Source organism: Rhodococcus kronopolitis (genome assembly GCF_042654025.1).
Taxonomy (GTDB): Bacteria; Actinomycetota; Actinomycetes; order Mycobacteriales; family Mycobacteriaceae; genus Rhodococcus_G; species Rhodococcus_G kronopolitis.
The window spans coordinates 359,872-371,703 of record NZ_JBHSFO010000015.1 but is presented as its reverse complement, the minus strand read 5'-3'; the positions used below and the strand labels follow the sequence as shown (position 1 = coordinate 371,703).

The following is an 11,832-nucleotide window of genomic DNA, read 5'->3' as shown; positions in this document are numbered from 1 at the left end:
GACGCGCCGCGGTATGCGACGGAGGACATTCGTCAGGCGCTGGCGTTGTCTCCGGACGTGCCGATCATGACGCTCGACGCCCGGGATCGGGAGTCGGCGAAGTCCGGCCTGGTCGCGGTCACCGAGTACGCGTTGAGTCGGTTGAGTTCGAGCGTCTGGTAGCGGCACGCCGGCCCGGAAGTGCTGGCGAAAACGGTTATTCAGCGAGTGCTGCGTGGTCTTGCTGACCTGCACCTATAGACTCGGGTGGTTGCGCGCCATCCTTCTGGACCGGTAGTCCGCGAGGAGACGTGAAGCCGAGTAGAAGAAGGAGCTCATGACCGACACCACGTTGCCGCCGGACGGTCCGCAGCACGACCGGATCGAGCCCGTCGACATCCAGCAGGAAATGCAGAACAGCTACATCGACTACGCGATGAGCGTGATCGTGGGCCGTGCTCTGCCGGACGTGCGCGACGGCCTCAAGCCCGTACACCGCCGAGTCCTGTACGCGATGTACGACAACGGCTACCGCCCGGACCGCAGTTACGTGAAGTCGGCGCGACCCGTGGCCGAGACGATGGGTAACTACCACCCGCACGGCGACACCTCGATCTACGACACCCTGGTCCGGATGGCCCAGCCGTGGTCGTTGCGTTACCCACTGGTGGACGGCCAGGGCAACTTCGGTTCCCGCGGCAACGACGGTGCCGCCGCGATGCGGTACACCGAGTGCCGGCTGACGCCGCTCGCGATGGAGATGCTGCGCGAGATCGACCACGACACGGTCGACTTCACGCCGAACTACGACGGCAAGACGCAGGAACCGACGGTCCTGCCGAGCCGCGTGCCGAACCTGTTGATCAACGGGTCTGGCGGCATCGCGGTCGGCATGGCCACGAACATCCCGCCGCACAACCTCGGCGAGGTCGCCGACGCCATCTACTGGGCGCTGGAGAACTACGAGGCCGACGAGGAAGCCACCCTCGCCGCGGTCATGGAGCGGATCAAGGGACCGGACTTCCCGACCCACGGGCTGATCGTCGGCGGTCAGGGCATCCACGACGCCTACACCACCGGCCGCGGCTCGGTCCGGATGCGCGGCGTGGTCGAGATCGAGGAGGACGCCAAGGGGCGCACCACGATCGTGATCACGGAGCTGCCGTACCAGGTCAACCCCGACAACCTGATCACCTCGATCGCCGATCAGGTCCGGGACGCGAAGATCGCGGGCATCTCCGACATCCACGACGAGTCCTCGGACCGCGTCGGAATGCGCATCGTTGTCACCGTCAAGCGCGACGCCGTCGCGAAGGTGGTGCTCAACAACCTCTACAAGCACACCCAGCTGCAGACCAGCTTCGGCTGCAACATGCTCTCCATCGTCGACGGGGTGCCGCGCACCCTGCGGCTGGACCAGATGATCCGGCTGTACACGACGCACCAGCTCGAGGTCATCGTGCGGCGCACCCGGTACCTGCTGCGCAAGGCCGAGGAGCGCGCCCACATCCTGCGCGGCCTGGTCAAGGCGCTCGACGCGCTCGACGAGGTCATCGCCCTCATCCGGGCGTCGCAGACCGTCGACATCGCCCGCGCCGGCCTGATGAACCTGCTCACCGTCGACGAGATCCAGTCCGACGCGATCCTGGCGATGCAGCTGCGCCGCCTGGCCGCGCTCGAACGACAGAAGATCATCGACGAGCTGGCCGAGATCGAACTCGAGATCGCCGACTACGAGGACATCCTCGCGAAGCCGGAGCGGCAGCGCGCCATCGTCCGCGACGAGCTCAAGGAGATCGTCGACAAGTACGGCGACGACCGCCGCACCAGGATCATCGCGGCGGACGGCGACGTCGCGGACGAGGACCTGATCGCCCGCGAGGACGTGGTCGTCACGATCACCGAGACCGGTTACGCCAAGCGCACCAAGACGGACCTGTACCGCTCGCAGAAGCGCGGCGGCAAGGGGGTGCAGGGTGCCGGCCTCAAGCAGGACGACATCGTCAAGCACTTCTTCGTCAGCTCGACCCACGACTGGATCCTGTTCTTCACGACCAAGGGCCGGGTCTACCGGGCCAAGGCGTACGAGCTGCCGGAGGCCAGCCGCACCGCGCGCGGCCAGCACGTGGCGAATCTGCTGGCCTTCCAGCCGGACGAGCGGATCGCCCAGATCATCCAGATCAAGACCTACGAGGACGCCCCGTACCTGGTGCTGGCGACCCGGAACGGCCTGGTCAAGAAGTCCAAGCTCACCGACTTCGACTCCAACCGCACCGGCGGCATCGTCGCGGTGAACCTGCGTGGCGAGGACGAGTTGGTCGGCGCGGTGCTCTGCTCCGCCGAGGACGACCTGTTGCTGGTCTCCGCGCAGGGCCAGTCGATCCGCTTCTCCGCGACCGACGAGGCGCTGCGCCCGATGGGCCGCGCCACCTCCGGCGTGCAGGGCATGCGGTTCAACGGCGAGGACGAGCTGCTCTCGCTCAACGTCGTCCGGGAGGGCACCTACCTCCTGGTCGCGACGTCCGGCGGGTACTCCAAGCGCACCCCGATGGAGGACTACCCGGTCCAGGGTCGCGGCGGCAAGGGCGTGCTCACCATCCAGTACGACAAGCGCCGTGGCACCCTGGTCGGAGCCCTCATCGTCAACGACGACGACGAGCTCTACGCCATCACCTCGGGTGGCGGCGTGATCCGTACCGCTGCCAAGCAGGTCCGGAAGGCCGGCCGACAGACCAAGGGCGTGCGGTTGATGAACCTCGGGGAAGGCGACACCCTGCTCGCGATCGCGCGCAACGCCGACGAACCCGATGACACCGACACCGACGCGACCGAAGCACCGAAGGAGTCGTAAGTGAGCACTCCCCAACAGCCGGGCGGCGACCGGCAGGGGCCGAACGTCGAGCCGAACACCGGCCCGGCGACGTCAGAGAACCCGGCGACCGGGTCCGGTCAGGTTGCCGGCAAGCCGGCGACGTCCGGCCCGACGCAGCAGAACCCGGGCCGTCCGGTCGGCAAGCCGGTCTCGGGCACTCCGGGATCGGCGTCGGGACAGGCCCGGACACCGGGTCAGCCGCCTGCGTCTGCCCAGGGTCCGGCGCAGGGGCGTCCGGAGACCGGCACCCCGCGATCCGCACAGGCACCGGCACCGCAGTCGGCAGCTGACGGACAGGCTCCGCCGACCCAGGCGATTCCGACGCAGGCCGGGAACTCCGGCGTCCCGAAACAGGGGGCTGCCGGCACGGCGCGGCCCGTCCAGGGGCAGCAGCCGACCGCTCCGCAGGGCGCCGGTCGACCCACGACCCCGCCCGCGTCCCCGGCGACCGGCGCCAAGCCGGCGTCGACCCAGCAGGCCGGCACTGTTCCGACCGCCCCGGCGGCCGGAGCGGCTCGCACCGCGCAGACGGCGGGCCCCGGCCAGCCCCCGCCGTGGCAGCGGGGGCAGCAGGGACAGGCCGCGGCTGCGGCAGGCAAGGCGACGGGGCAACCCGTCGACGCGAAGTCGCAGCGACCCGTTCCGCCGCAGTCGGCAAGCCCGCAGGCTCGCGGTCCGCAGACCGGTGCTCAGCGTCCGGTCTCCGCGCAGTCGCCGACCGGTCCGGGGACGGCCCCGCAGCCGTCGACCGGTCCAAAGACGACCGCACAGTCGTCGACCGGACCGAAGACGACCGCACAGCCGTCGACCGGTCCGAAGACGGCCGTCCAGCCGCCGGTCGGATCGAAGACCGCCGCCACGCAGTCGCAGACCGGGCCGAAGTCGGCCGCGACCGGGCGGGTTCCGGCGGCTGCACCGTCCGCCGATCCCGCGGCGCGGGCGGCCCGCAAGGAGCAGGCCAAGGCCAAGTCCGCGGTCGTCGACGGGCCGACCCGGCACATCGCCCGGGGGGATCTCGCCAAGGATCTTCCGGACCTGTCCGAGGTGAAGCACCCGTTGCCGGTCGCGTCCACCGGAACGGGCCAGCAGCCGGCGGTGTTCGCCACCCCCGTCGCGGTGTTGCCCGGCCAGCCGATGCGCGCCGCGGTACAGATCCGCCGGATCGACCCCTGGTCCACCCTCAAGGTGTCCCTGGTGATCTCGGTGGCGCTGTTCTTCGTGTGGATGTTCGCGGTCGGGTTCCTCTACCTCGTGCTCGACGGCATGGGTGTCTGGGACCGGCTCAACAACGCGTTCACGGACTTCATCTCGGAGACGAGCAGCAGCGGTCTGGTCACCGCGGGCCAGGTGTTCGGTTATTCGGCTCTGGTCGGAGCCGCAAATGTGGTGCTTTTCACAGCGTTGGCGACCATCGGTTCGTTCATTTACAACCTCTGCACCGACCTCGTCGGCGGCGTCGAGGTGACGTTGGCGGACCGGGACTGACCTGGTGTTTTGGTTCCTCACCGATCCCGTTTTGGTTGCACGGGATCGGTGAGGTAATCTCATGCACCGGTTGAGGGAGACAATCCCAGACTGGTTTACACGGGCCTATAGCTCAGGCGGTTAGAGCGCTTCCCTGATAAGGAAGAGGTCGGAGGTTCAAGTCCTCCTAGGCCCACCCCCCGTGCCGACGAAGGGTTCGAGCATGAAGGTTTTGCTCCTTGTAGCAGCCGTTGTGACCGTTCTCTTCGGACTCACCAAGCTGCGGTCGCAGCGCCGCGGTGAGGATGTGTGGCACGAGGTCACCAGCCGCTGACGCGGACGGGGCCTTAGCTCAGTTGGTAGAGCGCTGCCTTTGCAAGGCAGATGTCAGGAGTTCGAATCTCCTAGGCTCCACAATTCAGTCACAAGCCAGAGCCACTTTCTCATCACGAGGAAGTGGCTCTTGTTATTTGTCGACGTCGCCCACGAGTACCGTCGGCGCGATGGCACTCATCCATCAGGCCCAGCTGGTTCCGTCGAAGCTCGAACTGCTCAGGGTCTGGATTCCGGGCCGTCGCTGGGCCGGCGATGCCGACACCACCGGCCTGCGGGCCGTCGCCGCGTACCGGTTCGACGACCCCGACGGCGAGGTGGGGATCGAGACGCACCTGGTGGGCACGGGCGACGGGCAGGTGCTGCAGGTCCCGCTCACCTACCGGGGCTCCCCACTGCCCGGCGCGGAGTCTTCCCTGGTCTCGACCATGGAGCACTCGGTTCTCGGACGTCGGTGGGTGTATGACGCCGTTGCGGACCCGGTGTACCGCCGCGCCGTGCTGACGGCGATCCTGACCGGCGGCACGCAGGCGGAGCTGGAGTACCCGTCCGGGGCTGCGGTACCCGAGGTGACCACGCGGGTGCGGGGCACCGGTGGCCCGCACCGGTCGGTCCCGGACCTGGGTGTGGTGTCGGTGACGGACGGGAGTTCGGCGACCACGGTCTCGTCGGACGGGGTGTACCTCGAGGTGATCCGGCGGGTCGATCCGGATCGCCGCGCCGGGGACGCGCCCGCACTGGTGGGCACCTGGCCCGGTCAGGCGGCCGCGGCGGTGCTCGCGGTCGCGCGGGTGGCCTAACGGCCGGACGGGAGACCGGCGTCCTGTTGATAGGCCTGTGGAATTGTGAACAAACCTGTGCAGCAATTGATTTGGTGGTCCACATCCGGCCGGTCGGCGGACGACCTCATATCGGCGTCGTCACCGACCCGGGAATGGGGCGCGCGGGGACGAAGCGCGGGAGTTCATCGTGTTGAACAGTATGCGCGGATTCCTCCGACTTCGGGCGGTATCCGGTGCCGCCGCGGGCCGGGCAGGCGCTGCCGATCACGGGGCCGTCGCCGCACCGGGCACCCGGTGCGGCGACGGGACGCGGCCCGTCGAACTGTGCCGCCGTGTGTGGGCGGCGGGGCCCACGGCCTCGCTGCGCGCCAGGGCCGTGAGGCACCGGCCGTGCACCCCGCGCCCCTTCCTGGCGGCCGGCGGGACGCAGTAGCGATCTCCAGCCGATCCGCCCGGTGCTCCCGGCGGGTCAGGCGTTGTCGAAGTCGCTCAGGCTCGGCGGCCGGGCGGCCGGCGGGGGCAGCTCGGTGCGCTGCTTCTTGACGTAGACCGCGACGGCGGCCGCGGCCGCGCCGGTCAACGCGAGCAGCACGACGCGTCGACGAGTCCGGCCGCGTCGGCCGGCGGCGGGGGCCGAGGCGAGGGCCGGCTCGGTCACCAGCGTCAGCGTGGGTGCCGCCGCCGCGGGGCGCGCGAGCGCCTTCTTTGCCAGGAGGTAGCCCTGCCTGCCGAGGTAGAGGCTCGTGGCGCCGGCGCCCTTGGCGGCGCCGCCCGTGCCCCTCGCCAGCCCGAGGGCCGCGAGCTGGGCGATCCGCAAAGCACTGGTCAGCGCGGCGGACTGTGGTTCGGGGGTGACGCCCTCGACGGCGGTGGCCCGGTCTGCTGGGGCGGGGACTGAAACCGGTATGTGCGATGTCGCGCGGGTCATCTGTCCACTGTCGCACATGCCGGATCGTCGACAATGGCACGATAGGGGGGTGACCTCACCGAATCAGACCGCAACCGCAACGCTGCACACCAACCGTGGCGACATCAAGATCGCCCTGTTCGGCAACCACGCGCCGAAGACCGTCGAGAACTTCGTCGGCCTGGCCGACGGTTCCAAGGACTACTCGACCAAGAACGCCGCCGGCAACGCGACCGGCCCGTTCTACGACGGCGCGGTCTTCCACCGCGTCATCGACGGCTTCATGATCCAGGGCGGCGACCCGACCGGCACCGGCCGTGGCGGCCCGGGCTACCAGTTCGCCGACGAGTTCCACCCGGAACTGCAGTTCGACCGTTCCTACCTGCTCGCGATGGCGAACGCAGGCCCGGGCACCAACGGCTCGCAGTTCTTCATCACCACCGGCAAGACCCCGCACCTCAACCGCAAGCACACCATCTTCGGTGAGGTTGTCGACGAGGAGTCGCGCAAGGTCGTCGACGCCATCTCCGGCACCGCGGTCGACCGCAGCGACCGCCCGGTCGAGCCCGTCGTGATCAACAGCATCACCATCTCCTGAGCGGTATCGAGGGATGACGAACCCCGGTTGGGGCGGCACACCCGGTGAGGGCGTGCCGCCCCAACCTGGGTGTGTCCGGCACCCGGACCGCCCCACGGCCCTGTCCTGCAATCGCTGCGGACGCCCCGCCTGTCCGGACTGCCTGCGGGAGGCCTCCGTCGGCTACCAGTGCGTGGACTGTGTCAGAGCCGGTCAACGCGATGTACGGCCTGTTCGCGGCGTCGCCGGGAACACGGTGACGCAGGCCCGTCCCACGCCGATCGCGACGTACGCCCTGATGGGGATCAACATCCTTGTCTTCCTGGTGACGGCCCTGCAGGCGAAGTCCCTGATGGACAACGGCGGCGGGTTCGTCAACCGGCTCACCGGCGTCGCGACGTTCGACTCGCCGCTGTTCGGCCGGTGGGTGCTCTCGCCCGACGCGGTCGCGCAGGGCGACTGGGTCCGGTTGGTCGGCAGCGGTTTCCTGCACTTCGGCCTGGTGCACCTCGCGGTCAACATGTTCGCGCTGTACATCCTGGGCCGGGACACCGAACTGATCCTCGGCCGGTCGCGTTACCTCGCGGTGTACGCGATCTCGCTGCTCGGTGGCTCCGCCTCGGTGATGGCCTTCGAGGGCGGCGGCTTCACCGCGGGTGCCTCCGGAGCCATCTTCGGCATCATGGGCGCCCAGGCGGTGATCCTGCTCAAGCTCAGGCGCAGTCCGGCACCGATCATCGGGGTGATCGCGATCAACGTGATCATCAGTGTCTCGCTGCCGGGCATCTCGTTCTGGGGACACCTGGGCGGGCTGGTCGCAGGCGCCGCCGCGACTGCGGCGCTGCTGTACGCGCCGCAGTGGCTCGGCGCGGGTCAGGACCGGGAGAAGGCGGTCCGGATCGGCTGGATCGGGCTCGCCCTGGTGACGGCTGTGACGCTCGGTCTCGTCGGCATGCGGGTCGTGCAGTTGCGCACCGAGTTCGGCCTGTAGCTGCGTCGTCGCGGACATTCGTCCGCGGTGGTGGCGGACGCGTTCTCGCCCGCCACCACCGCCACCGACCGGGTCAGTCGTGGCGCGGCGGATCCGGCGGCACCAGTTGCTGGACGACCAGTGCGTCGAACACGTCGTTGGGGTCGGTGCCGAGGTCCCACCGGCCGAAGATCATCAGCCTGTCGTCGTCGGCGCCCGCCGGCCGCACGTCGATCTCGAGCATCGGCACCCGGCGGCCGAGCCGCGGGTAGCGCACGATCCGGATCCGGGCGAGGTCAGCGCGGTGGTACTCGCGGCGGCCGAGTATTCCGGTGACCGCGATGCCGTGGGCGCCGTCGAGCACCGCGAGCCGCGGCCGCTGCCGCAGGCCCATCGCGGTGATCACGGCGAGGCCGAGCGCGGCGAGGCCGATCAGCAGCCGACCGACCGGGTCGGACGCCGCCGCGGCGGCCGCGACGGCCAACGCGAGCGCGCCCAGGCCGGTCGCGACGAGTGCCGGGGTGGGAGTTGCCCACGCCAGAGCCGGGTTCTGCACACGTACTCCCGAGGTTATCCACAGGCGCTATCCACATTGGGGATGAATGACACCTGTGTAATTGTGGCCGTGTCGGCCGACGGTCGAGCCGGTCAGCGCCATTTCATGGTCATGACGAGGCCGACGACCATGAACCCGAAGCCGATCAGGAAGTTGTACGCGCCGAGGCTGTTGATCCACGAGAGCTGATCCGCGGCGAGGTAGTACACAATCAGCCAGAGCAGCCCGACGAGCATGAATCCCAGCATCACCGAGACGTAGAGGGTGCTCGACGGTCCGACCTTCACCTTGACGGGGGTGCGGTTGGCGGGGTTGATCGTGTAGTCGGTCTTCTTGCGGACCTTCGACTTGGGCATGACGTCCTCGGATGAATTGGTCGGAGCGGAGAGCAGCGGGCGTCGTCGCCGACACCTGCCAGGTAGGTTCGAACCTACCCGTAGCGGGTACACGCTAACCCAGTACCGAGCTGGTCGGGTCAGACCCGACAACGCGCCCGACCGCGGTCGTCACCCGACCGCCAGGCTTCGACCGGAGGAACCGCAGTGGCCGAGCCAGCCCAGACCGACGGTCGACGCCACATCTCGACCTTCTGGAAGGTGTGCGTCCCGCTGGTGTGCCTGGTGGCGGGCCTGATGTTCGCCACCACCCGGGCGGTCTCGGCGGGCGACGAACTCCGTCGTGGGGACACCACCCGCACGTCCGACCTGGTGCGCAGCGCGCAGGTCGGCGTCGACCAGGTGTCGGCGCAACGGGACGCGCTGGCTGCGCAGGTCGAGTCGCTGCAGGCCGACGCCGCACAGTCGGACTCCGGGGTGGCGTCCGCGTTGGACCGGGTGCGGGACTTCGAGGAGGCCGCGGGGTTCGTCGAGGTGACGGGTTCCGGCGTCCGGGTGACGCTGACCGACGCACCGCGGGACTCGGACGGGAAGTATCCGGTCGATGCCCAGCCCGACGACCTGGTGGTGCACCAGCAGGACGTGCAGTCCGTGCTCAATGCGTTCTGGGCGGGCGGCGCCACCGCGGTCGGCATGCAGGACCAGCGGGTGGTGGGAACCACCGCGCCGCGCTGCATCGGCAACACGCTGCTGCTGCACGGACGCACCTACAGCCCGCCGTACGTGATGACCGCGCTCGGTGATCCGGCCCGGCTCGAGGCGGCGCTCGCCGCGGAGCCCGGGGTTCGCACGTTCAAGCAGTACGCGGTCCGGTACGGACTCGGGTACACCGAGACGGCGGGGGAGTCGTTGACAGTGCCCGCCTACAACGGCCAGCTGCGCACCCGGTTCGCGCACTGACCCGCGCCCCGGGCGGGTAGGCACGCCAACCGGGGTCCCGGTCACGCCCCCGCGTCGGGCAGCCACATATCCTGGGCGAATGCGCATCCTCGTCGTCGACAACTACGACAGCTTCGTGTTCAACCTGGTTCAGTACCTGGGCCAGCTGGGGACGAAGGCGACGGTGTGGCGCAACGACGATCCGCGGCTCGCCGACCGCGCGGCCGTCGCCGCCGAGTTCGACGGCGTCCTGCTCAGCCCGGGCCCGGGCACCCCGCAGCGGGCCGGCGCGAGCATGGAACTGGTCTCCGCCTGCGCCGAGGCCGCCACGCCGCTGCTCGGTGTCTGCCTGGGCCACCAGGCCATCGGCGCGGCATTCGGGGCCACCGTCGACCGTGCCCCGGAACTGCTGCACGGCAAGACCAGCCTGGTCCGGCACAACGACACCGGGGTGCTGGCCGGCCTGCCCGACCCGTTCACCGCCACCCGCTACCACTCGCTGACCGTGGTCGAGGAGACGATCCCGGCCGAGCTCGAGGTCACCGGCCACACCGAGAGCGGAGTGGTGATGGCGATGCGGCACCGCGAGCTGCCGATCCACGGCGTCCAGTTCCACCCCGAGTCCGTGCTCACCCAGGGCGGCCACCGGATGCTGGCGAACTGGCTCGAGGTCTGCGGTCAGCGGCCCGCCGAGTCCCTCGTCGAGACCCTCGAACAGGAGGTCGCGCGGGCCCTCGGGGACGCGCTGACCCACCGCTGACGGCGCCGGTTGCCGGGCCCGTCGGGCCTACCGGAAGGCCGTTTCGCCGGTCAGCGCCTGGCCGATCACCAGTTGGTGCATCTCGGACGTGCCCTCGTAGGTGAGCACCGACTCCAGGTTGTTGGCGTGGCGCAGGACCGGGTACTCGAGGGTGATCCCGTTCGCGCCGAGGAGGGTTCGGCACTCCCGGGCAATGGCGATCGCCTCGCGGACGCTGTTCAGCTTGCCGAGGCTGACCTGCTCGGGGCGCAGCGCGCCGGTGTCCTTCTGTCGCCCGAGGTGCAGGGCCAGCAGTTGCCCCTTGCCCAGTTCGAGCGCCATGTCGGCCAGCTTCGCCTGGGTCAGCTGGAAGGCCGCGAGCGGCCGGTCGAACACCTCCCGGGTCCGGGCGTAGTCGATCGTCGTCTCGAGGCAGTCGCGGGCGGCGCCGAGCGCGCCGAACACGATGCCGAACCGGGCCTCGTCGAGGCAGCTCAGCGGTCCGGACAGGCCGCGGGCCTGCGGCAGCATCGCCGACCCCGGCAGCCGGACGTCGTCGAGCACCAGTTCCGCGGTGACCGAGGCGCGCAGCGAGAGCTTGTTCCTGATCTCCGACGCCGAGAATCCGGGGCTGTCGGTGGGGACGACGAACCCGCGGACGCCCTCGTCGGTGCGTGCCCACACCACCGCGACGTCGGCGATCGAGCCGTTGGTTATCCACATCTTGGTGCCGTTCAGCACCCAGTCGTCGCCGTCGCGTCGGGCCGCGGTGCGCATGCCGGCCGGGTTCGAGCCGAAGTCGGGTTCGGTCAGCCCGAAGCAGCCGAGCGCGGCACCGGCCGCCATCGGCGGCAGCCACTGCTGCTTCTGCTCCTCGGAGCCGAACCGGTGGATGGCGAACATCGCGAGTGACCCCTGCACCGAGACCAGGCTCCGGACGCCGGAGTCGACGGCTTCGAGTTCCAGGCAGGCCAGGCCGTAGCTCGTCGCGCTCATGCCCGCGCAGCCGTACCCCTCGAGGTGCATGCCGAGGAGGCCGAGTTCGCCGAGTTCGCAGGCGAGCTCACGGGCGGGCAGCGTGCCCGCCTCGAACCACCCGGCGATGTGCGGCCGGATCCGCTCCGCCGCGAACCGGCGGACGGTCTCGCGAACGGCGACCTCCTCGGCGTCGAGGAGCGAGTCGAGGGCGAAGAGCCGGGAGATCGTCTGGGGGTCGGCCATGCGGGGATCCTCTGCCTGCTTGGGTGCTGCCGGCCCGGTCGGCGAGATGTCGGCGTGCACGGGCAGCCGGGGTTCGGGAGGAGTTGCTGCACTCGATCGAGCAATCGACTGCACGGCTCACGCTACGGCGCATTCGCCGTCAATGGGGTCGAGCGCGC

The 11,832-nt window shown here is 69.8% G+C and carries 12 protein-coding genes, 2 tRNA genes and 1 pseudogene; 11 read left to right on the top strand and 4 right to left on the bottom strand.

What is annotated here, in order from left to right; translation table 11 throughout:
- The 7 genes and pseudogenes from ACFO6S_RS21215 to ACFO6S_RS21185 all read left to right on the top strand — a co-directional run.
- A pseudogene (locus ACFO6S_RS21215) lies at positions 1 to 162 on the top strand (ATP-binding protein); the annotation flags it as partial.
- Between the two features lie 154 nt (positions 163 to 316).
- Complete coding sequence (gyrA, locus tag ACFO6S_RS21210) at positions 317 to 2,830, top strand: DNA gyrase subunit A (protein ID WP_378419943.1); 2,514 nt, start codon at positions 317 to 319, stop codon at positions 2,828 to 2,830.
- Positions 2,831 to 4,336 carry a DUF3566 domain-containing protein gene (locus ACFO6S_RS21205; protein ID WP_378419942.1) on the top strand — a complete coding sequence of 502 codons (1,506 nt, stop codon included), beginning with the start codon at positions 2,831 to 2,833 and terminating at the stop codon, positions 4,334 to 4,336.
- A 101-nt stretch (positions 4,337 to 4,437) separates the two neighbouring features.
- Positions 4,438 to 4,511: transfer RNA gene (locus ACFO6S_RS21200), tRNA-Ile, on the top strand.
- Between the two features lie 27 nt (positions 4,512 to 4,538).
- Complete coding sequence (locus ACFO6S_RS21195; RefSeq protein WP_378419941.1) at positions 4,539 to 4,649, top strand: DLW-39 family protein; 111 nt, start codon at positions 4,539 to 4,541, stop codon at positions 4,647 to 4,649.
- Between the two features lie 7 nt (positions 4,650 to 4,656).
- A tRNA-Ala gene (locus tag ACFO6S_RS21190) sits at positions 4,657 to 4,729 on the top strand.
- 89 nt (positions 4,730 to 4,818) lie between these two features.
- Positions 4,819 to 5,448: a CG0192-related protein gene (locus ACFO6S_RS21185; RefSeq protein ID WP_378419940.1), complete on the top strand. Its 630-nt coding sequence runs from the start codon at positions 4,819 to 4,821 to the stop codon at positions 5,446 to 5,448.
- Between the two features lie 451 nt (positions 5,449 to 5,899).
- Here the strand turns inward: ACFO6S_RS21185 and ACFO6S_RS21180 are convergent, their stop codons facing one another.
- Positions 5,900 to 6,358: a hypothetical protein gene (locus tag ACFO6S_RS21180; RefSeq protein ID WP_378419939.1), complete on the bottom strand. Its 459-nt coding sequence runs from the start codon at positions 6,356 to 6,358 to the stop codon at positions 5,900 to 5,902.
- A gap of 16 nt (positions 6,359 to 6,374) precedes the next feature.
- On the opposite strand from ACFO6S_RS21180, the gene ACFO6S_RS21175 reads away from it, so the two are divergent.
- Both ACFO6S_RS21175 and ACFO6S_RS21170 read left to right on the top strand, forming a co-directional pair.
- Positions 6,375 to 6,935 (top strand): peptidylprolyl isomerase, encoded by a 561-nt coding sequence (locus ACFO6S_RS21175; RefSeq protein WP_378419938.1) that lies wholly within the window; start codon positions 6,375 to 6,377, stop codon positions 6,933 to 6,935.
- Between the two features lie 13 nt (positions 6,936 to 6,948).
- A complete protein-coding gene (locus ACFO6S_RS21170) occupies positions 6,949 to 7,905 on the top strand; it encodes a rhomboid family intramembrane serine protease (protein WP_378419937.1) in 957 nt (318 codons plus the stop codon).
- 73 nt (positions 7,906 to 7,978) lie between these two features.
- Here ACFO6S_RS21170 and ACFO6S_RS21165 read toward each other — a convergent pair whose 3' ends face one another.
- Positions 7,979 to 8,440, bottom strand: a complete 462-nt coding sequence (locus ACFO6S_RS21165; protein ID WP_378419936.1) for a PH domain-containing protein — start codon at positions 8,438 to 8,440, stop codon at positions 7,979 to 7,981.
- Positions 8,441 to 8,532: 92 nt separating this feature from the next.
- Complete coding sequence (gene crgA, locus ACFO6S_RS21160; protein ID WP_378419935.1) at positions 8,533 to 8,796, bottom strand: cell division protein CrgA; 264 nt, start codon at positions 8,794 to 8,796, stop codon at positions 8,533 to 8,535.
- 276 nt (positions 8,797 to 9,072) lie between these two features.
- Here crgA and ACFO6S_RS21155 point away from each other — a divergent pair, with 276 nt between their 5' ends.
- Positions 9,073 to 9,735 carry a DUF881 domain-containing protein gene (locus tag ACFO6S_RS21155; protein ID WP_378419965.1) on the top strand — a complete coding sequence of 221 codons (663 nt, stop codon included), beginning with the start codon at positions 9,073 to 9,075 and terminating at the stop codon, positions 9,733 to 9,735.
- A gap of 79 nt (positions 9,736 to 9,814) precedes the next feature.
- Complete coding sequence (locus ACFO6S_RS21150; protein WP_378419934.1) at positions 9,815 to 10,474, top strand: aminodeoxychorismate/anthranilate synthase component II; 660 nt, start codon at positions 9,815 to 9,817, stop codon at positions 10,472 to 10,474.
- A gap of 27 nt (positions 10,475 to 10,501) precedes the next feature.
- Here the strand turns inward: ACFO6S_RS21150 and ACFO6S_RS21145 are convergent, their stop codons facing one another.
- On the bottom strand, positions 10,502 to 11,674 hold the full coding sequence (locus ACFO6S_RS21145; protein ID WP_378419933.1) for an acyl-CoA dehydrogenase family protein: 1,173 nt from the start codon (positions 11,672 to 11,674) through the stop codon (positions 10,502 to 10,504).
- Positions 11,675 to 11,832 lie beyond the last annotated feature (158 nt).